Source organism: Mycolicibacterium insubricum, from assembly GCF_010731615.1.
Taxonomy (GTDB): domain Bacteria; phylum Actinomycetota; class Actinomycetes; order Mycobacteriales; family Mycobacteriaceae; genus Mycobacterium; species Mycobacterium insubricum.
In genome coordinates this window covers 3,930,482-3,953,689 of record NZ_AP022618.1, presented here as the reverse complement: position 1 = coordinate 3,953,689, position 23,208 = coordinate 3,930,482, and the positions used below count along the sequence as shown (strand labels likewise).

Genomic DNA, 23,208 nt, shown 5'->3' with positions numbered 1-23,208 from the left:
TTTGTCAGCGCAGGTCGCGACGGCGGAATGCGGTGAATCCCAGCGCGATCAGCGCGGCGTCGAGCAGCAGCAGCCACAACAGCGGCCAACCGGTGAACGCGCCGATCCCGACCCGCGGTGCGTGCGAATAGGGCTCCAGATCCAGCAGCCAGGCGGGGAACCCGGCCAGCGAGCCGAGCAGGAACAGGGCGATGAACCCGACCAGAACCGCCCAGGCGGCGGGTGCGAATCGTGGTGTGACAGCGACGATCAGCACGGTGGCCGCGGCGAGCAGCCACACCCCGGGAAGTTGCACGGCCGCGGCGCCGACGACGTCGGGCACCCGACCCATGTCCCCAGCCGCCGCCGCGTACACCAGGCCCGCGATCGTCCCGGCCAGCAGCACGGCCAGCGCCGATGCGAGCATTGTCAACACGAGATACGAAGCCAGCCAATGGGTCCGCGACACGGAGCCGGCCAGCACCGTCTCGGCCCGTCCCGCGTCCTCTTCCTGGTGCAGGCGCAGCGTCAGCGACACCACGAACGCCGAGGCGACCATGGCGACCATGGTGAACGCGACGGTGATGAACGCCTGCTCGATGGCACCGGTGCCGCCGACGCGGGTGACGAAATCATGCGCCGCGCCGGCGTCGCCGAGCTCGTCGCCGATGCCATGGGCCACCGACCCGATCATCAGCCCGTACAGGCAGATCCCGACTGTCCACAGCAGGACCGACCCGCGGCTGACTCGCCAGGCCAGCCCGAACGGGCCGGACAGCGATGCGCTCGCCGTCGCCGGCCCGGGCCGCTCGGGGAACAGGCCCGCCCCGACATCGCGGCGGGCGATCAGCGCGTAGGCCAGGGCGGTCAGCGCGGCGCAGGTGATGACGTGCAGGCCCAGCACTGCGAACCGGTCACCGGCGAACGCGCGGACCTGAAGCGACCAGCCCAGCGGGGACAGCCAACTCAGCACGCTGGATCCGGTGGCCGACGACGCGTCACCGACGGCGCGCAGCGCGAACGCCGCACCAAGCGCGGAGAACGAGATTCCGCGGCACGTCCGGGCGCTGGGGGACAGCTGCGCGGCGACGGCGGCGACGGACCCGAAAACCAGGCCGGAGCCGGTCAGCCCCAGGCAGAAGGCCAGCGACCCGGCGGCCGGAACGGCGGTGCCCAGCAGCGCGACGAACCCGATCAGACCGGTCAGCACCGTGGCGCCGTAGGTCAGCAGCAGGGCCGCGGTCAGCCCGGCGTAGCGGCCGACGGTGGTGGAGCCGAGCAGCTCGGCGCGGCCGGCCTCCTCGTCGGCGCGGGTGTGTCGGATGACGGTGAGGATGGTCGCCACTGCGATCAAAGTCCCGTAGATGCCGGCCTTCCAGAGCCCGACGGCGCCCAGGCTGTCGTTGTAGACGTTGCCGTACATGGCGCGTTGGGCGGGGCTGGACATGATGGTGGCCGCCATCTCGGCGCGCCCGGATTGCGTGGGGTAGAGCTTCTCGATGCTGCCGACGTAGACGCTGGCCAGGGGCAGCGACAGCAGCAGGATCCACAGTGGCGCGACGATCCGGTCGCGGCGCAGGTACAGCCGCAGCAGCTGCCCGGTGCCGGCGAAGTCCGACGCCGGAGCGGGTGTGGGGGAGCGCATCGGTTGGCGCAGTGCGGTACTCATGCGTGCACCGCCTCGGTCCCGTAGTGCCGCAGGAACAGGTCCTCCAGCGTCGGCGGCCGGCTCTCCAGGCTGCGGACGCCCACCTGGCCGAGCACCCGGATCAGCTCGCCGAGAGCGCCGGAGTCCACCTGGGCGTGCAGCACCGCGCCGTCGTAGTGGATGTCCTCGACACCGGGGATCCGGTGCAGGTCACCGGGATCGCGCATCAGCTCGGCGGTGATGAAGGTGCGCGACAGGTGCCGCAGCGACGCCAGCGTTCCGGTCTCGACGGTGGCGCCGGCGCGGATGATGGTCAGCCGGTCGCACAGCGCCTCGGTCTCGGCCAGGATATGGCTGGACAGCAGCACCGTGGTGCCGCGATCGCGGGCCTCGGCGACGCACTGCTGAAAGACGTTCTCCATCAACGGATCCAACCCGGTACTCGGTTCGTCGAGCAGCAGCAGCCGGACGTTGGAGGCGAACGCCGAGATCAACGAGACCTTCTGCCGATTGCCCTTGGAGTAGGTGCGCGACTTCTTGTGCGGATCCAGGTCGAACCGTTCGATCAGCTCGGCCCGGCGTGCCTGGTCGATCCCGCCGCGCATGCGGGCCAGCAGGTCGATGATCTCCCCGCCGGTCAGAGTCGGCCACAGCGTGACATCGCCGGGTACGTAGGCGATCTCCCGGTGCAGCGACACCGCGTCGGCCCACGGGTCGCCGCCGAGCAGGCGAACCTGCCCGCCGTCGGCCCGGGTCAGGCCCAGCAGGATCCGGATGGTCGTCGACTTGCCGGCGCCGTTGGGTCCCAGGAACCCGTGCACCTCGCCGGCCTCGACGCGCAGGTCCAGGCCGTCCAGCGCCAAAACGTTGCCGAACTTCTTTGTCAGTCCGTGGATTTCGATGTCGTTGGTCATCGTGATTCTCCGTTCGTATCGTCAAACGCGGGCTGCTGCTCGGACTGGGCGAGGATCGCCTCGTACATGGCGCTATCGGCGAGCAGGCCGTTGGTGTAGATCTCCAGGGCGGGCAGCATCATCTCGGCCCGGTAGTCGCGCAGCACTCGCGGCAGATCGCTGGGATCGTCGTGCAACTGGATGTAGAGCAGGAAGCCTCCGCCGCCGGTCATCGACAGGTAGCGGGCGCGAGCCCGGGGATCGCGGCTGGGTTTGAGGACTCCGGACCGCACGCCCTCCTGCAGGTACTGCTCGGCGTTGTCCGTCATCCGCTGCCACAGAGCGGTGGCGAGCTCGCCACCGCTCTGCAGGCTGCGGACCAGGTACGCCGTCAGCGGTGCGAACTCGTCGATCTCGGCCATCGCGGTGAGCCACGCCGCGGGGTCGTGGGTCTGCAGGGTCTCGGTCTTGGCTTCCTTGATCACCTCGGCGATGTGGGCGTCGCAGGCCGCACGCAGCCCGTCCTTGGAGCCGAAGTGGTGGTTGACCAGCCCGGGGCTGACCCCGGCCGCGGCGGCGATGGCCCGAACCCCGACGCCGAAGCCGTGCCGGCCGAACTGGTCGACAGCGGCGTCGCGGATGCGGGCGGCGGTGCTCAGATCATCGATTGAACGCACGTTTAAAACGTTAAACACGCGTTCAAGCGAGCGTCAAGGGGATGCCGCGTCAGACAACCGTAAAGATTGCTGTGGGTTGGGTGGCCGGCCCGAACCTCAGTCGGTGGACTGCTCCCGGGCCGCGGCCAGCAGGCCGTCGCCCAGCGGGATCAGCACCGGGATCAACCGCTCGTCCTCGGCGATCATCCGGGCCGCCTCGCGCACCGCGGTCACCGCGGCGTCGGTGGCCTCCGGATCACCGGCGCGCCCACCCAGGGATGCGTGGTGTACCACGATCACCCCGCCGGGACGCAGCAGCCGGATGCCCTCGGCGACGTAATCGGGCTGGTCGGAGGGGTCGGCGTCGACGAACACCAGGTCGTAGGACTCGTCGGCCAGCCGGGTCAGCACCTCCTGGGCGCGGCCGGTGATCAGCCGGGTCCGCGACGGCCCGATGCCGCCCTCGGCGAACGCGTGCTTGGCGATCCGCTGGTACTCCGGCTCGATGTCGATGGTGGTCAGCACGCCGTCGTCGCGCATCCCGGACAGCAGCCAGAGTCCGGACAGCCCGGCGCCGGTGCCGACCTCGACGACGGATTTTCCGCCGGAGAGCCGGGCCAGCAGGCTCAGCAGCGCGCCGACCGCCGGGGTGACCGCCGGGGCACCGATGTCGTGGGCGCGTTCCCGCGCGGCGATCAGCACGGCGTCCTCGGAGATCGACCCCTCGGCGTGGGCGAGCATGGCCTCACCCGGTGACGGCACGGCCGGCCGTGCGGCTTCGGGCGCGGGGGCCTGCGACGGCGTGGTGGCCGGGTCCGTCGGTTGCGCGCCGGGGCTGAGATCTTCGGAATCTGCCATGATCCCGCAGCGTACGGGCATGCCCGAGTCGGTGGGGACAGGCGCGCGGGCGACACGCCCGGCGCCGGGATCCGATCCGCGTCGAGCCGCGGCGCGTCGATGCAGGTCAGAGGCGGGCAGCCGGGATTCTCAGGTTGCCTTCATACTGCTCACACTCCCGGCACAAGCCGATATAGAACCGTAGGGCGCATGCAAGACCGCTCACGCCGTGCCGGGAATACCGCCGCGACCCTCGATGTTGCCATCGGCAAAGCAGCGGCCGCCGGAGATTTTCTTTCCGGCATTCCTCAGGAGGATTCGACGAGCACACCATTGACGGTTCCGGTCACCATGTCCCATCTGGAGCAGGATTACGGCTCGGGTTGGGTGCAGCAGTCCGACGAACCCACGGGCACCGCGGTCTTCGACGCCACCGGCGACCAGGCCGCCATGCCGTCGTGGGACGAGCTGGTCCGCCAGCACGCCGATCGGGTGTACCGGCTGGCCTACCGGCTCTCGGGCAACCAGCACGACGCCGAGGACCTGACCCAGGAGACCTTCATCCGGGTGTTCCGCTCGCTGCAGAACTACCAGCCGGGCACCTTCGAGGGCTGGCTGCACCGCATCACCACCAACCTGTTCCTGGACATGGTGCGCCGCCGCGCCCGGATCCGGATGGAGGCGCTGCCCGAGGACTACGACCGGGTGCCCGCCGCGGACCCGGACCCCGAGCAGATCTACCACGACGCCCGGCTGGACGCCGACCTGCAGGCCGCGCTCGATTCGCTGCCGCCGGAGTTCCGCGCCGCCGTCGTCCTGTGTGACATCGAGGGCCTGTCCTACGAAGAGATCGCCGCCACCCTCGACGTCAAGCTCGGCACCGTCCGCAGCCGCATCCACCGGGGCCGGCAGGCCATCCGCGACCACTTGGCCACCCACCGCGGCACAGCCGAAATCCCGCGGCGTTAAGGCGTGTCGAACAGCGGCACCCGCGCTACATTCGATGATGCGAGGGTGAGAACCCGCAGGCCGGCGTCGGGCGCCGGCGTCACGTGGATGCAGAAAGCGGGGCCGGCCATGAGTGAACGGGCGCGCGGTTTGCGGCGCATGTTCTCCTGGCTGCCCGTCGATTGGGGCAACCGCCTCGACACCCACCTGGGCATTGCGCCGGGGGTGGACTGCACGGCGAGTCCGCGCCGGTTCGGCTCCACCGAGCACCTGTCCACCGAGGCGCTGGCCGCGTTCGTCGACGGCGAACTGCCCGCCTCGGCGCAGCTGCGCGCCACCCACCACCTGGCCCTGTGCCCGGGCTGTTCGGCCGAGGTCGCTGCCCAGCGCCAGGCCCGCTCGGCGCTGCGCGACGCCAACCCGATCACCGCGCCGAGCACCCTGCTGGGCATGCTGTCGCAGATTCCGCTGGCGCCGCCCATTCCGCCCGACGATCTGATCGGCTCCTCCGACGAGCACGACCCGCGCCGCAAACGCCGGTGAACGCCGATCGGCGTCGGTGGGTGCCAGTTGGCGCCGGTAGGCTGCTAGACGACGCACCGAACCCCGGTTCGGCAGGAACAGCCGCGTCGCCGTGCGCGCAGAAGAGGATGACTTGAGCTCGAACTCCGACAGCCCCGCCCAGGGCACCGGCGGTCCGCGGCTGGCACCGCGCCCGGTGTCGCGTCCGCCGGTCGATGAGGCCTCCCGTCGTACCTTCGGCCGTCCCGACGGCCATCAGGGCTCGTTCCTGGCCAAGGAACTCCGCGCACAGCGCTTCCGCGACGCCGACGAGTTCGTGCCCACCGATCAGCCGCCGGACCCGGTGCTGGCCCAGGCGTTCGGCAAGCCGGCCTCGGCCACCGAGACGCTGCAGCGCCATCCCGTCGACGCCGGCGCGCTGGAGGCCGAGCGGGACTCCGACGTCGAATCGTTCGCCGACCCGTGGCGTGATCCGGACGCCGCACCCTCGCTGGGCGCACCGGCGCTGGTGCGCCCGCCCGCACCGCCCGTCGTCACCTCCGAGGGCAAGCTCGGCGTGCGCCAGGTACTGTTCGGCTCCCGGGTGAAGGTCTCGGCGCTGGTCATCCTGGCGATGATCGCGCTGGTCATTGGGGGTCTCGGCGGAGTCATCGGGCGCAAGACCGCCGAGGTGGTGCAGGCGTTCACCACGTCCAAGGTCACCCTGCACACCGCCGACAACCCGGAGGCCCCGGCCGGCCGGTTCGCCACCGTCGCCGCCTCGGTCGCCGACTCGGTCGTGACCATCAAGGTGACCAGCCCGCAGATGGAGGCCCAGGGCTCCGGCGTGGTCATCGACAAGCTCGGCTACATCGTCACCAACAACCACGTGATCTCCGACGCCGCCAACAACCCCGGCCAGTTCAAGATCACCGTGGTGTTCAACGACGGCAAGACCGTCCCGGCCAACCTGGTCGGCCGCGACCCGAAGACCGACCTGGCCGTGCTCAAGGTCGACAACGTCGACAACCTGACCGTGGCCCGGCTCGGCGACTCCGACAAGCTGCAGGTCGGTGAGGAAGTCATCGCCGCGGGCGCGCCGCTGGGCCTGCGCAGCACCGTCACCCACGGCATCGTCAGCGCGCTGCACCGCCCGGTGCCGCTGTCCGGCGACGACACCGACACCAACACCGTCATCGACGCCGTGCAGACCGACGCGTCGATCAACCACGGCAACTCCGGTGGTCCGCTGATCAACATGGACTCCCAGGTGATCGGCATCAACACCGCCGGCAAGTCGCTGTCCGACAGCGCCAGCGGCCTGGGCTTCGCGATCCCGGTCAACGAGGTCAAGGAAGTTGCCGAGGCGCTGATCCGCGACGGCAAGATGGCGCATGCCACGCTCGGTATGAGCACCGTCTCGGCCAGCAAGACCCTGGCCTCGGGCGCCCTGGTGAAGAACGTCAAGCAGAACGGCCCGGCCGACAAGGCCGGCGTGCTGGAGAACGACGTAGTGGTCAAGCTGGGCGGCCGGTCGATCGCCGACGCCGACGAGTTCACCGTCGCCGAGCGCAAGCTGCCGATCGGCCAGCCCGCCGAGATCGAGGTGATTCGCGACGGCCGCCCGATGACCCTGGAGGTCACCCCGGCCTCGGACGCCCCGTCGGGAGGCTAGGTGTTCGGCAACCTGGGTTGGGGCGAGGTGCTGGTGCTGCTGGTCATCGGCCTGGTCGTCCTCGGCCCGGAACGGTTGCCCGGCGCCATCCGCTGGACCACCGGCGCGCTGCGCCAGGCCCGGGAGTACCTGCACAACGCCTCCGCACAGATCCGCGAGGACCTGGGCCCCGAGTTCGACGACCTCGCCCAGCCGCTGGGTGAGCTGAACAAGCTGCGCGGAATGTCACCCCGCGCGGCGATCACCAAACACCTGCTCGACGGTGACGACTCCATCTTCACCGGGAATTTCGGCGACCCCGCCGCACCCTCCGGCCCGTCACCGGCCGTCCCGCCGGTTGCGCCCGCGGCCCCGGAGATCACGCCCGGGCCCGTCGCGCCGGCCGCCGGACCTGCAGCGGGAGCTCCGGAATCCGGATCGGCAGCGCCGCGGTTCGACCCCGACGCCACCTGACCCCGGCGGTTCGGCGAGGCACGGCGGAGTGGACGCGAGCGGAGCGAGTGGTCAGTTACTGCACGAGAGCTCCGTGACGTCCGCTTCAGGTCGATCTGTCCTGGGTTTTTGTGTTCCTGGTTGGCCGGTCGTGCGCTAATCGGCCGCTCAGCGCCGAGTGGTGTCCAGGCCCAGCGACATGCCGGCCAGCCCGCGCTTCTTCGCCGCCAGCGCGTCGGCGATCTTGTTCAGCGACGCGCCGGCGCCCTCGTCGGGCGAGGACAGCGCCAGCGGCACCCCGGTGTCACCGGCGGCCACCAGCGCCGGGTCCAGCGGCACCTGGCCCAAGAGCGGTACGTCGACGCCCATCGTGCGCGACAGGCTCTCGGCGACCTGACGGCCGCCGCCCTCGCCGAACATCTTCAGCGTCGGGCTGTCCACCATGTTCTCCACCACGCCGGCCACCCGCTGACGGGTCTGCACGGCGATGGCGCCGGCCCGCTCGGCGACCTCGGCGGCGGCCAGCTGCGGGGTGGTCACCACGATGATCTCCGCGCCCGGGATCAGCTGCGCGATGGAGATCGCGACGTCGCCGGTACCCGGCGGCAGATCCAGCAGCAGCACGTCCAGATCGCCCCAGTACACGTCGGCCAAAAACTGCTGCAGCGCGCGGTGCAGCATCGGCCCGCGCCACACCACCGGGGTGTTCCCGGAGGTGAACTGCGCGATCGAGATGACCTTCACGTCGTGGGCCACCGGCGGCACGATCATCGAGTCGACCTGGGTGGGCCGGTCGTCGGTGCCCATCATCCGGGGCACCGAATGGCCGTAGATGTCGGCGTCGAGCAGCCCGACGGACAATCCGCGCGCGGCCAGCGCGGCTGCCAGGTTGACGGTGACGCTGGACTTGCCGACCCCGCCCTTGCCGGAGGCCACCGCGTACACCCGGGTCAGGCTGCCCGGCTGGCTGAACGGGATGACCGGCTCGGGGGCGTCGCCGCGCAGCTGTTTGCGCAGTTCGGAGCGCTGCTCGTCGTTCATCACGTCGAGGGTGACCTTCACCGACGCGGTACCGGGCACGTCGGCGACGACGGCCTGCACTCGCTCGGAGATCTCGGTCTTCTTCGGACACGCCGAGGTGGTCAGGTAGATGCCGACGGCGACCGCCCCGTCGGGGGCTACCTCGACGCTCTTGACCATCCCGAGTTCGGTGATGGGCCTGCGCAATTCGGGGTCGATGACCTTGGCCAGGGCGCTGCGGATGGCGGGCTCGAGGCCGGCCTCGGTGCTATCGGACATAACGCAATCGAGTCTAGTCCCGGGGCGATATCGGCCCCGGACCGGTCACCGCGGCGACGAGCGCCCGGGACTCAGCGGGGATCAGTTGGCCGGGCCGGGCGCGGGACCCGGCGCCGGCCCGGTGGCCACTGGCAGCACCGGCTCGGGCTCCGGCGCAGGCGGCGGCGCGAACGAGTTGAACGGAGCCAGCGGTGCCGGCTCGCTCACCGGCTCGGGGGCGAACAGTCCGTTGGTGGGGCCGGCCGGCGCAGCGGGCGCGGCGGGCGTCGAGGCGCCCTCCAGGCAGAACACCGCGCAGCGCCCGGTCACCGCGGTGTTCTCACCGGGTGCCGTCGGGCCCGGGGGCACCGACAGCTGGTTGGCGACGTCGGAATGCTGGTGCGCCAGCGGATCGGTCGCCGACGCCAACTCGGTCACCGTGCCCGGGCCGAGGCCACGGTTGCCGGCGTCGAGGTGGCTGTCGGAGATCGGCGGCGGGGTGCTGCCGCCGATGGTCGGCAGGTTCACCGGCTCGACGCCGGTGGCGTAGGCGGCCGCCCAGCCCAGCACGTTGGCGGTGTAGGCCATCGAGTTGTTGTAGCGCAGGATCGCGGTGACGACCTGGTTCTGGTCGCGCAGGTTCATCCCGCCGCTGCACAGGTAGCGCGCCGCCGCCAGCGACGCGTCGTAGACGTTCTGCGGGTCGGCGATGCCGTCGCCGTTGCCGTCGGAGGCGTAGCGCGACCAGGTGCCGGGCAGGAACTGCATCGGGCCCAGCGCCCGGGCGTAGGTGACACGGCCGGCCGACACGGACTGCACGATGACCTCGTTGCCGGCCAGGGACCCGTCCAGCGTGGGCCCGTAGATCGGGTTCACCGCCGTGCCGCGCACGTCGGTGGCGCCGCCGTTGGCGTGCGCGGACTCGATGCGTCCGATGCCGGCCAGCAGGTTCCAGCTCACCCCGCAGCCGGGGTTGGAGCGGGCCATGATCGACTCGGCGTTGCGGTAGGCGTCCAGCGCCATCGCCGGGATCCGCATCGACCCGATGGCCTTGACGACGGCGGCCGGCGGCGGTGCCGACACCGCGGAGGTGGCGAAGCGGAACTTCTCCGGTGTGCGGGCCATCGCGACGACGGCCGGTCCGGCGGTGGTGTTCGGCGGGGGAGAGAGCACCGCGGCCAGTGCGGTGACGTCGGCGTCGACGGCCGCCGAGGCCGGGGCCTGCGGACCCGTCGAACCCGTCGCCGCGACCAGCAGGACCGGCGCCAGCAGCGTTGCCCCGAGGATTTCGGCGGCGTGCGCGCGGACTTTGTGCAGAGCGGGTTTGACGGCACCGGTCGGCGCGGAACGCGAACCTGACCTTCCCCCAATGTGCACGAGGCCGTCCTATTTCTCTTGCCGGTCAGGGAGCCGGCGAAATGGTGTGAACGGTGTCACTGTACAGACTCAAGTTACCCCTGTGACCGCAATGGTCACATTCCGGTCACGCGCCGCGGTCGTTCGCTACGCCTCGGGCAGCCACGTCGACAGCGGTGGATTGTCGTCGGGCGACGACGAGGTCTCATCGGCCTCGACGTCGTGATCGAGTTCGTCGGTATCGGCGGGCGGGGCGGCCGGCGCCGCGGGACGCGGTTTGCCGGCCTTCTTACGCCGCTTCTTGACCGCCGGTGCCGGACCGACCGGCAGCGCGTCGAGCCGCTCGTGCAGCTCCTCGAGTTCGCGGCGCAGATAGTCGCGGGTGGCGACCTCGCCGACGGCCAACCGCAGCGCCGCCAGCTCGCGGGCCAGGAACTCGGTGTCGGACTTGGTCTGCGCGGCGCGCTGGCGGTCCTCCTCCAGCGACACCCGGTCTCGGTTCTCCTGGCGGTTCTGCGCCAGCAGGATCAGCGGCGCGGCGTAGGCGGCCTGGGTGGAGAACGCCAGATTCAGCAGGATGAACGGGTACGGGTCCCAGCGGCCGAACACCGCGACCAGGTTCAAGAAGATCCAGACGACGACGAAGATCGTCTGCCACATCAGGTAGCGACCGGTGCCCAGATACCGGGCGATGGACTCGCTGAACTTGCCGACCGCCTCGGCGTCGACGTTGAGGAGCATCAGCCGCGGACGACGGGAGGTCCGCGGGGTGTCGATCCGCCGCCCGCGGGTGGGTTCTGGGTTGGTCACGCTCGCTCCTCAGCGGAACGCTCCGCCCCCCGCTTCGGGGTGGTCGTGGGTGGAACTGGCAGGGGACGCGGTGTGCGCCGCGTTCCGCATCGTCGGCTCGCTGGGTTGGTCACGCTCGCTCCTCAGCGGAACGCTCCGCCCCCCGCTTCGGGGTGGTCGTGGGTGGAACTGGCAGGGGACGCGGTGTGCGCCGCGTTCCGCATCGTCGGCTCGCTGGGTTGGTCACGCTCGCTCCTCAGCGGAACGCTCCGCCCCCCGCTTCGGGGTGGTCGTGGGTGGAACTGGCAGGGGACGCGGTGTGCTCCGCGTTCCGCTTCGTCGGCTCGCTGGGTTGGTCACTGCGCCGGCCCCGCCGCTCGCTGAAGGTCGGCTTCGTCTTCCTGGTGGCGCCAGCCGGGCGGCAGCAGGTGGTCGAGCAGGTCGTCGACGGTGACCGCACCGAGCAGGTGGCCCTGCTCGTCGATCACCGGCCCGCAGACCAGGTTGTAGGCGGCGAAATACCGGGTCACCGACGTCAGCGACTGGCCCGGCGACAGGGTCGGCAGGTCGTCGTCGAGGATGCCGCTGACCAGGCTGGCCGGCGGTTCGCGCAGCAGCCGCTGCAGGTGCACGCAGCCCAGGTATCGGCCGGTCGGGGTGGCCGTCGGGGTGCGCACCACGAACACCAGCGACGCCAGCGCCGGCGTCAGGTCCGGGTCGCGCACCCGGGCCAGCGCCTCGGCGACCGTGGTGTCCGGAGCCATGGTCACCGGGCTGGTCGTCATCAGACCGCCGGCGGTGTCCGGTGAGTGCGCCAGCAGCCGTCGCACCGGGTCGGAATCCTCGGGATCCATCCGGGTCAGCAGCAGCTCGGTCAGCGTCGGGTTCAGCACACCGAGCAGGTCGGCGGCGTCGTCGGGGTCCATCGCCTCCAGCACGTCGACGGCCCGCTCGGTGTTCAGCTGGAGCAGCAGCTCGGACTGCTCCTCCTCGGACAGTTCCTGCAGGATGTCGGCGAGGCGTTCGTCGTCGAGGGCGTTGATCACCTCGGTGCGCCGCTTGGGCGGCAGCTCGCGGATGGCGTCGGCGACCTCGATGGGACGCTGATCCTCGAACTGGTGCAGCAGCTGGGCCACCCCCTGGTCGGGCATCGCCAGTCCCGACGGCGTCAGGCCCGACACGTTCTGCCAGCGCACCACGTGCACGGCACCGCGCCGCAGCCGCCGGATACCGCGCACCGCCACGCGGGTGACCATCCAGTCGCGGGTCCGGTTGGGCTCGATCGCCAGGTCGACCACCAGCACGTCCTGGCCGACCAGCTGCGGCAGCTCGGGGTCGTCGACCCGGACCCGGGTGTCGAGCACCTGGCCCAGCACCAGCACCTCGCCGGGGCGCTGGGCGAACCGGCGCAGCGACACCGTTCCGGTGTTCAGCGTGACGGCGTGCGGCTCGATCGCGGTGACCCGCAGGATCGGGACGAAGATCCGCCGTCGGGTCAGCATCTCGATGACCAGGCCGAGCACCCGCGGCTGCTGCCGGACGATGCTCATGGAGATCACCACATCGCGCACCCGGCCCAGTGATTCGCCGTCGGGACCGAGCACCACCAGGCCCGCCAACTGCGCCGCATAGACCCTGTTGACCGCCGCCATGACTGAAAGGGTAAGAGTGAATCGTGAACAGCGAGCACCGACCCCTGCCCAACGCCGCCCTCGATGATCGGCTGGCCCGCCCGCGGCGGACGTGCCTGTCGGTTCCGGGTAGCAGCCGCAAGATGATCGACAAGGCCAAGACGCTGCCCGCCGACGAGATCTTCCTGGATCTGGAGGACGCGGTGGCCGTTGACGCGAAGGCGGCCGCGCGCCCCGAGGTGGCCGCCGCGCTGGCCGAACCGGGCTGGAACTGCCCGCTGCTGGGTTTCCGCTGCAACGACTGGACCACCCCGTGGACCTACGCCGACGTCGTCGAGGTGGTCGGCGGCGCGGCGGCCGCCGGTGGCCGCATCGACGTGATCGTGCTGCCCAAGGTGTCCGATATCAGCCACGTGCACGCCCTGGACCTGCTGCTGGGCCAGTTGGAGCGCGAGCACGGCCTGCCGGTGGGCGGGATCGGCATCGACGCCCAGATCGAGGACGCCGCCGGTCTGCGCCAGCTCGACGCCATCGCCGCCCACCCGCGGGTCGGCGCTCTGGTCCTCGGGCCCGGTGACCTGATGGCCAACCTGAACATGCGCACCCTGGTCGTCGGTGAGCAGCCGGAGGGCTACGTCGTCGGCGACGCCTACCACCACATCCTGATGGCGATCCTGATCGCCGCGCGCGCGGCCGGCAAAGCCGCCATAGACGGCCCGTACTTCAAGGTGCGCGACGTCGAGGCGTTCCGCCGGGTGGCCGGACAGAGCGCGGCGCTGGGCTACGACGGCAAGTGGGTGCTGCACCCCGACCAGATCGCCGCCGGCAACGAGATCTTCAGCCCGCGCCAGGCCGACTACGACCGGGCGGAGCTGATCCTGGAGGCCTACGAGTACTCGACATCGCAGGCCGGCGGCCACCGCGGCGCGGTCCTGCTGGGCGACGAGATGCTCGACGAGGCCAGCCGCAAGATGGCGCTGGTGATCGCCGGCAAGGGACGCGCGGCCGGGATGACCCGCACCGGGGAGCGGTTCACCCCACCGGCGTAACTAACTCGCGGCGACCGCGGCGATGAAGATGATCAGGTAGACGATCCACCCGGCGACGGCCAGGCCGCCCAGGATGATGCCGGTCAGCGCCATCCCGTTGCCGTCCTCGCCGGTGCGCTTGATCTGGTTCATCCCGATGATGCCGAGGATCAGCCCCACCACGGCGCTCACGCCGCAGGTCGCGAAACCGGACACACCGCAGATCAGCGAGGCCAGGGCCATGCCGTTGGTGCCGCGCGAGGGCGGTGCGCCGTAGGGGTTGTACGGGTCGACGTACGGCGCCGGGGCCCCGTAGCTGCCGGGGTACGACGGGGCCGGATAGGACGGAGCGGGGTACGACGGCGGGGCGTAAGACGGTGCCGGATACGGCGCCGGGGCCGCGTAGCCGCCGCTGTAGCTGCCCGGGTAGTCGATCGGCTGCGGGCTGGAGACCGGCGGGGTGGCACCGGGCACGGAGAACCCGTCGCCGCCGGGATACGGGGGAGTGGTCATTGCGGGTCCTTCGGGTCGATACGCGGTCTACGTTGCGGACGATTATTCCGCACGCCCGGGGTGGGTATGCTGCGGCAGTCTTGGGAGGGCGGCCGGCGCGGTCCGGCATTCTTTGAGTTCGGGCGCCGGGGCGATCGCCGATGAATCTGCCCGGCCGGTGTGACAAGGCCCCGGCTGTTGGGAACAATGGTAGCCGTGAGCAGCCCATTCCAATCCGGACAACCCGGCCAGGCCGGCGGCCGCGGCCAGCTGCCGGGCCTGCCGACCCCGCCCAAGGGCTGGCCCATCGGGTCCTACCCGACCTACGCCGAGGCCCAACGCGCCGTCGACTACCTGTCCGACGAGCAGTTTCCCGTCGAGCAGGTCACCATCGTCGGCGTCGATTTGATGCAGGTGGAGCGGGTGACCGGCCGGCTGACCTGGCCCCGGGTACTCGGCGGCGGGGTGGTCACCGGAGCCTGGCTGGGCATGTTCATCGGCCTGATCCTGGGCATGTTCAACGCCAACTTCGCCGGATCGCTGGTCGCCGGCATCCTCGCCGGCGTGGTGTTCGGCCTGATCACCGCCGCGGTCCCGTACGCGGCAACCCGCGGCACCCGGGACTTCCGGTCCACCATGCAGCTGGTGGCGGGGCGCTACGACGTGCTGTGCGATCCGCGCAACGCCGAACGCGCCCGCGACATGCTGGCGCATCTGCAGGTGTAACCGTCCGCGACGCCTGGTGCGGGTGGGAAGAGTGTTGCGGAGTCGGTGGCCCGACCTTTAGCGTTCCTGGCGCGGCCGAAAACCGGCCGCAGCCCACGAGGGGATGAGTCTTGGTCGCCAACGCCGCGCGCCGCGCGCCCGCCCGCCGGCGGCTGGCCCGCGCACTGGCAGTGCCGGTGGCGCTCGTCACCGCCGCGGCGACGCTCACCGGCTGCGCATCCGGCGACGACCGCACGGTCGTCACCTTCTACACACCGGCCGGTGACGCCAACACGTTCGCCGCCGTCGCCGCGCACTGCAACGACACGTTCGACGGCCGGTTCCGGATCAAGCAGGTCACCCTGCCCAAGGGGGCCGACGACCAGCGGCTGCAACTGGCCCGCCGGCTCACCGGCAACGAGCGCACGCTGGACCTGATGGCCCTCGACGTGGTGTGGACCGCCGAGTTCGCCGAGGCCGGCTGGGCGCTGCCGCTGACCGACGACCCGGCCGGGCTCGCCGAGGACGACGCCACCGCTGACACGCTGCCCGGCCCGCTGGCCACCGCCACCTGGCAGGGCCGGCTCTACGCCGCGCCGATCACCACCAACACCCAGCTGCTCTGGTACCGCGCCGACCTGATGGACGCCCCGCCGGCCAGCTGGGCCGACATGCTCACCGAGGCCGGCCGGCTTTACCGCGACGGCGGGCCGAGCTGGATCGCCGTGCAGGCCAAGCAGTACGAGGGCCTGGTGGTGTGGTTCAACACCCTGCTGGTCAGCGCCGGCGGCCGGGTGCTCTCCGACGACGGCAAGACCGTCACCCTCACCGACACCCCGGAACACCGCGCGGCCACCGTCCGGGCGCTGCAGATCATGCGCGACGTGGCCACCGCACCGGGTGCGGACCCGTCGATCACCCAGTCCGACGAGGGCACCGCCCGCCTGGCACTCGAACAGGGCAAAGCGGCACTGGAGGTCAACTGGCCGTTCGTGCTGCCCTCGATGCTGGAGAACGCCGTCAAGGGCGGGGTGCCGTTCCTCAAACTCGACGAGGACCCCAGCCTGACCGGCGCCATCACCGCAACCGGCTCGTTCTCGCCCAGCGACGAACAGTTCGACACCGCCTACACCGCCAGCCGGCAGGTGTTCGGCTTCGCGCCGTATCCGAGCGTCATCGACGGCGAACCCGCCCGGGTCACCATCGGCGGACTGAATTTGGCCGTCGCCAAGACCACCCGGCACCGCGCCGAGGCGTTCGAGGCGCTGCGGTGCCTGCGCAGCACCGACAACCAGCGGTTCACCTCGGTGGAGGGCGGGTTGCCCGCGGTGCGCGCCTCGCTCTACGACGATCCGGCGTTCCAGGCGAAGTACCCGCAGTACGCCATCATCCGCGACCAGCTGACCACCGCCGCGGTCCGCCCAGCCACCCCGGCCTACCAGGCGGTGTCCATGCGGATGGCCGCCACCTTGTCCCCGATCCGCGACATCAACCCCGAACACACCGCCGACGCGCTGGCCGAACAGGTGCAGCGCGCCATCGACGGCAAGGGGCTGATCCCGTGACCGCCACCCACACCGATGACCGCAAGGCCCAGCGGCGGCTGGCCTACTGGCTGATCGCCCCGGCGGTGGTGCTGATGCTCGCCGTCACCGCCTACCCGATCGGCTACGCGGTGTGGCTGAGCCTGCAGAGCTACAACCTGGCGCTGCCCGGCGAGCGGCACTTCGTCGGCCTGGCCAACTACGCGACCGTGCTGACCGACGGCTACTGGTGGAGCGCGCTGGGCGTCACCACCGCGATCACCGTGGTGTCGGTGGCCATCGAATTCGTCCTGGGCATGGCGCTGGCACTGGTGATGCACCGGACGCTGTTCGGAAAAGGCCTGGTGCGCACCGTGATTCTGATCCCGTACGGGATCGTCACCGTCGCCGCGTCCTACAGCTGGTACTACGCCTGGACACCGGGCACCGGCTATCTGGCAAACCTGCTGCCCGACGGGTCGGCGCCGCTGACCCACCAGTGGCCGTCGCTGGCGATCATCGTGCTGGCCGAGGTGTGGAAGACCACGCCGTTCATGGCGCTGCTGCTGCTGGCCGGATTGGCCCTGGTGCCCGAGGATCTGGGCCGCGCCGCCGCGATCGACGGCGCCGGGTCGTGGCAGCGGCTGGTCCGGGTGACGCTGCCGGTGATGAAACCGGCGATCCTGGTGGCGCTGCTGTTCCGCACCCTCGACGCTTTCCGGATCTTCGACAACATCTACGTGCTCACCGGCGGCGCCAACAACACCGGGTCGGTGTCGATCCTGGGTTACGACAATCTGTTCAAAGGCTTTTCACTCGGCCTGGGCTCGGCCATCAGCGTGCTGGTATTCCTGTGCGTGGCGCTGATCGCGTTCATCTTCATCCGGATCTTCGGCGCCGCGGCCCCGGGATCGGAGGACCTGCGGTGAGGAGCGGTTCACGGGTGGCCGGCTGGTCGCTGATCAACCTGGCGGTGCTGGTCTACGCGCTGCTGCCGGTCGCCTGGATCCTGTCGCTGTCGCTCAAGCCGACGTCCTCGGTCAAGGACGGGCGGCTGATCCCGTCGTCGATCACCTTCGCCAACTACCGGGCGATCTTCACCGGCGGCGCCGGATTCGATGCGGCACTGCTCAATTCGATCGGCATCGGGCTGATCACCACGGTGATCGCCGTCGTCGTCGGCGGGATGACCGCCTACGCGGTGGCCCGGCTGGAGTTCGCCGGCAAGAAGCTGCTGGTGGGAATGGCGCTGCTGATCGCGATGTTCCCGCAGATCTCCCTGGTGACACCGCTTTTCAACGTGTGGCGCCAGATCGGGCTGTTCGACACCTGGCCGGGGCTGATCATCCCGTACATCACCTTCGCGCTGCCGCTGGCCATCTACACCATGTCGGCGTTCTTCCGGGAGATCCCGTGGGAGCTGGAGAAGGCCGCCAAGATGGACGGCGCCACCCCCGCGCAGGCGTTCCGCCGGGTGATCGCCCCGCTGGCCACCCCGGGCATCGTCACCGCCGCGATCCTGGTGTTCATCTTCGCCTGGAACGACCTGCTGCTGGCACTGTCGCTGACCGCCACCCCGCAGGCCATCACCGCACCGGTGGCGATCGCAAACTTCACCGGCAGTTCGCAATTCGAGGAACCCACCGGATCGATCGCCGCCGGCGCGATGGTCATCACGGTACCGATCATCGTCTTCGTGCTCATTTTCCAGCGACGGATCGTCGCCGGCCTGACCTCCGGTGCGGTGAAAGGATAGTCGTGGCAGAGATCGTGCTCTCCGAGGTGACCAAGAGCTATCCCGACGGCAAGGGCGGTGTCCGCGACGTCGTCCGGAACGTGTCGCTGCACATCGCCGACGGCGAGTTCGTCATCCTGGTCGGCCCGTCGGGGTGCGGGAAATCGACCACCCTCAACATGATCGCCGGCCTGGAGGAGATCAGCTCCGGGGACCTCTACATCGACGGGCAGCGGGTCAACGACCGCGCCCCCAAGGACCGCGACATCGCCATGGTGTTCCAGTCCTACGCGCTGTACCCGCACATGACGGTGCGCGGCAACATCGCGTTCCCGCTGACCCTGGCCAAGCGGCCCAAGGCCGAGATCGAGGCCAAGGTCGGCGAGGTCGCCCGGATCCTGGACCTCACCGAACTGCTCGACCGCAAACCCGCCCAGCTCTCCGGCGGGCAGCGCCAGCGCGTCGCCATGGGGCGGGCCATCGTGCGAAAGCCCAAGGCGTTCCTGATGGATGAGCCGCTGTCGAACCTCGACGCCAAGCTGCGGGTGCAGATGCGCGGCGAGATCGCCCGGCTGCAACAACGCCTGGGCGTCACCACGGTGTACGTCACCCACGACCAGACCGAGGCGATGACCCTCGGCGACCGGGTCGTCGTCATGCTCGGCGGGGTCATCCAGCAGGTCGGCACCCCCGCCGAACTCTACGAACGCCCGATCAACCTGTTCGTCGCCGGATTCATCGGCTCGCCGTCGATGAACTTCTTCCCCGCGCAGCTGACCGACATGGGCGTACAACTGCCCTTCGGCGAGATCACGCTCAGCGCCGAGGCATTGGAGGCGATGACCATGCACCCGACGCCGCGCGCCGTGGTGGCCGGGGTGCGGCCCGAACACCTCGAGGACGCCGCGCAGATCGACGCCTACCAGCGGATCAAGGCGCTCACCTTCACCGTCACCACCGACCGGGTGGAGTCCCTGGGAGCCGACAAGTACCTGCACTTCCGTACCGATTCCGGGGTGGCCCGCGCCGAACAGCTCGCGGTGCTGGACGCCGACTCGGCGCGGCCCGACGACTTCGTCGCCCGGGTGTCGGCGGCGTCGACCGCCGTCGCCGGCGGCCCGGTGGAATTGGCGCTGGACACCTCGAAGGTGGCGTTGTTCGACGCCGACACCGGGCTGAACCTGACCATCCCGGTGAGCTGGTGAGCGATGTGCTCGCCCGGGTGCGGGCGCACCTGACCGATCACTTCGCCGCGGCCGGCGTCACGGCCGAACCGACCAGCGCCAGCGTGACCTTCCTCGGCCTGGAACGCATGGACGTGCTGCGGTTCGGCTCCGCGCCCGGCGGCGGGTACGACTACGTCTCGCTGGGATGTTCGCGCTACCCGATGGCCGACCCCACCGCGGTGGCCGCCGATCCGCTGCGCGGCCCGCGCGCCGAGGTGCTGGTGCGGCTGCGCGATACCGTCGCCACCCCGGGCCTGGCGCGCGCGGTCGCCCTGCTGGCCGCCACCCCCGCCGTCGAGGGCGTGATCCTGCGGCCCGACGCCCTGATCGACCTGGGCTCGGCCCTGTGGGAGGCGGCGCCGGGCACCGGCGTATTCAGCGCATTCCTGTTGGAGCCCAGCGACATCGACGATCTGGAGCTGGATCCGCCGTGCGATCCGGTGTGCTTTCTGCGGGCCGTGCCGATCACCGCGACCGAGGCCGCCTGGGTGCGCCTCAAGGGCGCCGACGCGCTGCGGGCGGCGTGGGCGGCCGACGGCGTCGACGTCACCGACGTGACCCGCCCGGCCGGCGAACCGGCCCGCTGAGCCGCGCCTGAGCAGTCCGGGCTACAGCCAGTCACGGCGCCGGAAGCTGCGGTACAGCAGGGCGCAGACCGTGGCGACGGTGAGCAGCACCGTCGGATAGCCCCAGGTCATGTGCAACTCGGGCATCACGTCGAAGTTCATGCCGTAGATGCCGGCCACCATGGTCGGCACCGCCGCGATCGCCACCCACGCCGAGATCTTGCGCATATCGGTGTTCTGCTGCATGCCGACCTTGGCCTGTGCCGCTTGCACCAGTGAGGTCAGCATCTCGTCGTATCCGGTGATCCGGTCGGCCGCCTGGGTCTGGTGGTCGGCGACGTCGCGCATGTAGCGCAACACCTCCTTGGACAGCAGCGGCTGGTAATCGTCGGCGAGCTTGCGAAAAGCCGTGGTCAGCGGCGCCACCGAGCGGCGCAGTTCCAGGACCTCCCGTTTCAGCAGGTAGATGGGGGCGACGTCGGTGCGGGTGTCGGGGGAGAAGGTGTCCTCCTCCAGGGCGTCGATATCGACGGCCATCAGCGCGGTGACGTCCAGGTAGCTGTCGACGACGTGGTCGGCGATGGCATGCATGACGGCGAACGGCCCCAGCCGCAGCTGATCGGGCAGCCTCTCCAACTGGTGGCGCACCCCGGCCAGGCCACTGTGTTCGCCGTGGCGGACGGTGACGACGAAATCGCCACCCACGAACACCATGATCTCACCGGTCTCGACGATCTCACGCGCCAGTGTCACCGACTCGTGCGGCACATAGTTGACCGTCTTGAGCACCAGGAACAGGGTCTTGTCGTAGAGCTCGAGCTTCGGCCGTTGGTGGGCGTTGACCGCATCCTCGACGGCCAGCGGGTGCAGGTCGAAAACCTTTGCCACAGCGTCCATCTGGTGATGATCCGGTTCGTGCAGCCCGATCCAGACGAACGCGTTGCGGCCCTCGGTGCGCAGCTCGTGCACCTTCTCGGCGGCCGCGACATGGGTGTACTTGCCCGGCAGGCGCTGCCCTTCGAGGTAGACCGCGCAGTCGACGGTGGCCCGGGCCACCGGAACGTGCAGGGGCGGCAACTCGGGTTCGGCGGCGCGGACGTGCAGACGCGACGGCGGCCGGGCGCGGAACTGAGGCATCGGCACCTCCTGCTGTTGCGGGACCCGGCGGTGTTCCGCGGGCAATGCTAACCGCACGGCGCCGCACGCGAAACCGGTCGATATGCGAAACCGATTGATGCCTGAAACTGCGCAAAATCGGTGGCGTACCCTGACGCCGTGGCTGAACAGGTGAACAATCCCCATCTCGCGATCGGTGACGAGGAAATCTTCGACGCACACCTCGGGGGCAAGCTGTCCGTCGAGCTCAAGTCGCCGCTGGACACCCAGCGTGCGCTGTCGATCGCCTACACCCCGGGCGTCGCGCAGGTCAGCCGGGCGATCGCCGCCGACGCCACCCTCGTCAAGCGCTACACCTGGGCCAGCCGGCTGGTCGCCGTCGTCAGCGACGGCAGCGCGGTGCTGGGCCTGGGCGATATCGGCCCGGCCGCCTCACTGCCGGTGATGGAGGGCAAGAGCGCCCTGTTCAAGACCTTCGGCGGGCTCGACTCGATCCCGATCGTGCTGGACACCAAGGACCCCGACGAGATCGTCGAGACGCTGATCCGGCTGCGCCCCACGTTCGGCGCGGTCAACCTGGAGGACATCTCCGCGCCGCGCTGTTTCGAGATCGAACGCCGCGTCATCGAGGCGCTGGACTGCCCGGTCATGCACGACGACCAGCACGGCACCGCGATCGTGGTGCTCGCCGCACTGCTCGGCGCCGCCAAGGCTCTGAACCGGGGAATGACCCGACTGCGGGTCGTCATCTCCGGCGCCGGCGCGGCCGGGGTGGCCTGCGCCAACATCCTGCTGGCATCGGGCATCCGCGACGTCGTCGTGCTGGACTCCAAGGGCATCGTGCACGACGGGCGCACCGACCTCAACAGCGTCAAGGCCGAGCTGGCCGCGCGCACCAACCCCGGCGGCCTGACCGGCGGCCTGACCGAGGCGCTGGCCGGCGCCGACGTGTTCCTCGGTGTCTCCGCGGGCGTGGTGCCCGAGGACCTGATCGCCACCATGGCGCCGGAGTCCATCGTGTTCGCGCTGTCCAACCCGGACCCGGAGATCCACCCGGACGTCGCGCGGCGCACCGCCGCGGTGGTGGCCACCGGGCGCAGCGACTTCCCCAACCAGATCAACAACGTGCTCGCCTTCCCGGGGGTGTTCCGCGGCGCGCTGGACGCCGGCGCCCGGCGGATCACCGAGCGGATGAAGGTGGCCGCCGCCGAGGCCATCCACGCCGTGGTGGGCGACGACCTGGCCCGCGACCACATCGTGCCCAGCCCGCTGGATCCGCGGGTCGGTCCGGCCGTCGCCGCCGCGGTGGCCGCCGCCGTCGATGAGGACTCCGAGTAACCGCCGCCGCGTCGCGCTGATCGCGGCGGTTCTGGCGGCGCTGCTGACGGCGTGCGGGTCCACCCCGCCGCCACCGGCGCCGGAACTGGTCATCGGCGCCGACGCCGCCGACCCCGATTCGCTGCTGCTGGCCCACGTGTACGCCGCCGCGCTGCGCTACTACGGGACGCCGGTGCGGGTGCAGACGTTCGCCGATCCGCTGGCCGAGCTGGACTCCGGTGCGGCGACGATCGTTCCCGGCCGCACCGGGGCGGTGCTGACCCGGCTCGCGCCCGGCGTCGCCGGCCGGGGAGACGAGCAGGTGTACAAGGCGATGATCGGCGTGCTGCCCGAGGGGGTCACCGCCGGTGACTACACCACCGCGGCCGAGGACAAACCGGCGCTGGCGGTCACCAAGGCCACCGCCAAGACCAACGGCAAGGAACTCGCCGGGTTGGCCAAGCGATGCGCGACGGCCCGCCCCGGCAAGGTCCGCGGCACCGTCGTACCTACGGCGCTGGGCGGCTGCAAGCTCCCGGCGTCCGCCGAATTCGCCGACGTCCCGGCGCTTTTCGATGCGCTACGGGCGGGAACCGTCAACGCGGCGTGGACCACGACCGCGGACCCGACGACACCCGGCGACGTGGTGCTGCTGACCGACGGCAAGCCCGCGCTGATCCGCGCGGAGAACGGGGTGGCGCTCTACCGCCGCAACGAACTGGCACCCCAGCAGGTCGTCGCCCTCAACGAGGTCGCCGGCGTGCTCGACACCGCCGCGCTGACCAAGATGCGCGGCGCCCTGGCGACCGGCGCCGATCCGCAGGCCCTGGCCCAGGACTGGCTGGCCGAGAACCCGATCGGCGCCCAGGGGCACTGA

General features: G+C 70.6%; 22 protein-coding genes and 1 pseudogene. 13 read left to right on the top strand and 10 right to left on the bottom strand.

Annotation, left to right across the window (positions count from 1 at the left end):
• Window positions 1-4 precede the first annotated feature (4 nt).
• The 4 genes from G6N16_RS18595 to G6N16_RS18580 form a co-directional block, all read right to left on the bottom strand.
• Entirely contained in the window at window positions 5-1,648 is a 1,644-nt protein-coding gene (locus tag G6N16_RS18595; protein WP_170312531.1) for an ABC transporter permease, read from the bottom strand.
• Window positions 1,645-2,541, bottom strand: coding sequence for an ABC transporter ATP-binding protein (locus tag G6N16_RS18590; protein ID WP_083029160.1), 897 nt, complete (start codon window positions 2,539-2,541; stop codon window positions 1,645-1,647). The genes G6N16_RS18595 and G6N16_RS18590 overlap by 4 nt, the downstream gene beginning before the upstream one ends.
• Complete coding sequence (locus tag G6N16_RS18585; protein WP_083029159.1) at window positions 2,538-3,197, bottom strand: TetR/AcrR family transcriptional regulator; 660 nt, start codon at window positions 3,195-3,197, stop codon at window positions 2,538-2,540. The genes G6N16_RS18590 and G6N16_RS18585 overlap by 4 nt, the downstream gene beginning before the upstream one ends.
• Window positions 3,198-3,293: 96 nt before the next feature.
• The gene (locus G6N16_RS18580; protein WP_234805713.1) at window positions 3,294-3,917 is read right to left on the bottom strand and encodes an O-methyltransferase; all 624 of its coding nucleotides are present in this window, start codon (window positions 3,915-3,917) and stop codon (window positions 3,294-3,296) included.
• 306 nt (window positions 3,918-4,223) lie between these two features.
• Here G6N16_RS18580 and sigE point away from each other — a divergent pair, with 306 nt between their 5' ends.
• The 4 genes from sigE (at window position 4,224) to tatB (ending at window position 7,590) form a co-directional block, all read left to right on the top strand.
• Window positions 4,224-4,982, top strand: a complete 759-nt coding sequence (gene sigE, locus G6N16_RS18575; RefSeq protein WP_110810699.1) for an RNA polymerase sigma factor SigE — start codon at window positions 4,224-4,226, stop codon at window positions 4,980-4,982.
• A gap of 108 nt (window positions 4,983-5,090) precedes the next feature.
• Window positions 5,091-5,504 (top strand): zf-HC2 domain-containing protein, encoded by a 414-nt coding sequence (locus G6N16_RS18570; protein ID WP_083029157.1) that lies wholly within the window; start codon window positions 5,091-5,093, stop codon window positions 5,502-5,504.
• A 112-nt stretch (window positions 5,505-5,616) separates the two neighbouring features.
• Window positions 5,617-7,137, top strand: coding sequence for a serine protease HtrA (gene htrA, locus G6N16_RS18565; protein WP_083029218.1), 1,521 nt, complete (start codon window positions 5,617-5,619; stop codon window positions 7,135-7,137).
• Window positions 7,138-7,590: a Sec-independent protein translocase protein TatB gene (tatB, locus tag G6N16_RS18560; RefSeq protein WP_083029156.1), complete on the top strand. Its 453-nt coding sequence runs from the start codon at window positions 7,138-7,140 to the stop codon at window positions 7,588-7,590.
• 147 nt (window positions 7,591-7,737) lie between these two features.
• On the opposite strand, the gene G6N16_RS18555 is transcribed toward tatB, so the two are convergent.
• The 4 genes and pseudogenes from G6N16_RS18555 to G6N16_RS18540 all read right to left on the bottom strand — a co-directional run bounded on the left by G6N16_RS18555 (window position 7,738) and on the right by G6N16_RS18540 (window position 12,644).
• A complete protein-coding gene (locus G6N16_RS18555; RefSeq protein WP_083029155.1) occupies window positions 7,738-8,868 on the bottom strand; it encodes an Mrp/NBP35 family ATP-binding protein in 1,131 nt (376 codons plus the stop codon).
• Window positions 8,869-8,949: 81 nt separating this feature from the next.
• Complete coding sequence (locus G6N16_RS18550) at window positions 8,950-10,224, bottom strand: lytic transglycosylase domain-containing protein (protein WP_083029154.1); 1,275 nt, start codon at window positions 10,222-10,224, stop codon at window positions 8,950-8,952.
• 306 nt (window positions 10,225-10,530) lie between these two features.
• Window positions 10,531-10,944: pseudogene (locus G6N16_RS18545) on the bottom strand (DUF1003 domain-containing protein); the annotation flags it as partial.
• Window positions 10,945-11,348: 404 nt separating this feature from the next.
• Window positions 11,349-12,644: a magnesium transporter MgtE N-terminal domain-containing protein gene (locus G6N16_RS18540; protein WP_083029152.1), complete on the bottom strand. Its 1,296-nt coding sequence runs from the start codon at window positions 12,642-12,644 to the stop codon at window positions 11,349-11,351.
• Between the two features lie 23 nt (window positions 12,645-12,667).
• On the opposite strand from G6N16_RS18540, the gene G6N16_RS18535 reads away from it, so the two are divergent.
• Window positions 12,668-13,672 (top strand): HpcH/HpaI aldolase/citrate lyase family protein, encoded by a 1,005-nt coding sequence (locus tag G6N16_RS18535; RefSeq protein WP_264026559.1) that lies wholly within the window; start codon window positions 12,668-12,670, stop codon window positions 13,670-13,672.
• On the opposite strand, the gene G6N16_RS18530 is transcribed toward G6N16_RS18535, so the two are convergent.
• Window positions 13,673-14,164, bottom strand: coding sequence for a DUF4190 domain-containing protein (locus G6N16_RS18530; RefSeq protein WP_083029151.1), 492 nt, complete (start codon window positions 14,162-14,164; stop codon window positions 13,673-13,675).
• A gap of 195 nt (window positions 14,165-14,359) precedes the next feature.
• Between G6N16_RS18530 and G6N16_RS18525 the strand changes: the two genes are divergently transcribed.
• From G6N16_RS18525 to G6N16_RS18500, 6 genes are all read left to right on the top strand, one after another.
• Window positions 14,360-14,869: a YflT domain-containing protein gene (locus G6N16_RS18525; RefSeq protein WP_083029216.1), complete on the top strand. Its 510-nt coding sequence runs from the start codon at window positions 14,360-14,362 to the stop codon at window positions 14,867-14,869.
• Between the two features lie 110 nt (window positions 14,870-14,979).
• Window positions 14,980-16,413 (top strand): ABC transporter substrate-binding protein, encoded by a 1,434-nt coding sequence (locus G6N16_RS18520; RefSeq protein ID WP_179961220.1) that lies wholly within the window; start codon window positions 14,980-14,982, stop codon window positions 16,411-16,413.
• Complete coding sequence (locus G6N16_RS18515; RefSeq protein ID WP_083029150.1) at window positions 16,410-17,300, top strand: carbohydrate ABC transporter permease; 891 nt, start codon at window positions 16,410-16,412, stop codon at window positions 17,298-17,300. Before G6N16_RS18520 ends, G6N16_RS18515 begins: the two co-directional genes overlap by 4 nt.
• Entirely contained in the window at window positions 17,297-18,127 is an 831-nt protein-coding gene (locus G6N16_RS18510) for a carbohydrate ABC transporter permease (RefSeq protein ID WP_083029149.1), read from the top strand. Before G6N16_RS18515 ends, G6N16_RS18510 begins: the two co-directional genes overlap by 4 nt.
• Window positions 18,128-18,129: 2 nt before the next feature.
• Window positions 18,130-19,311 (top strand): ABC transporter ATP-binding protein, encoded by a 1,182-nt coding sequence (locus G6N16_RS18505; RefSeq protein ID WP_083029148.1) that lies wholly within the window; start codon window positions 18,130-18,132, stop codon window positions 19,309-19,311.
• Window positions 19,308-19,919, top strand: a complete 612-nt coding sequence (locus tag G6N16_RS18500) for a suppressor of fused domain protein (protein WP_179961219.1) — start codon at window positions 19,308-19,310, stop codon at window positions 19,917-19,919. The genes G6N16_RS18505 and G6N16_RS18500 overlap by 4 nt, the downstream gene beginning before the upstream one ends.
• A gap of 21 nt (window positions 19,920-19,940) precedes the next feature.
• Here G6N16_RS18500 and G6N16_RS18495 read toward each other — a convergent pair whose 3' ends face one another.
• Window positions 19,941-21,035 carry a magnesium and cobalt transport protein CorA gene (locus G6N16_RS18495; RefSeq protein WP_083029214.1) on the bottom strand — a complete coding sequence of 365 codons (1,095 nt, stop codon included), beginning with the start codon at window positions 21,033-21,035 and terminating at the stop codon, window positions 19,941-19,943.
• A 138-nt stretch (window positions 21,036-21,173) separates the two neighbouring features.
• Between G6N16_RS18495 and G6N16_RS18490 the strand changes: the two genes are divergently transcribed.
• Window positions 21,174-22,352, top strand: coding sequence for an NAD(P)-dependent malic enzyme (locus G6N16_RS18490; protein ID WP_083029213.1), 1,179 nt, complete (start codon window positions 21,174-21,176; stop codon window positions 22,350-22,352).
• The gene (locus G6N16_RS18485; protein WP_083029146.1) at window positions 22,336-23,208 is read left to right on the top strand and encodes a glycine betaine ABC transporter substrate-binding protein; all 873 of its coding nucleotides are present in this window, start codon (window positions 22,336-22,338) and stop codon (window positions 23,206-23,208) included. The genes G6N16_RS18490 and G6N16_RS18485 overlap by 17 nt, the downstream gene beginning before the upstream one ends.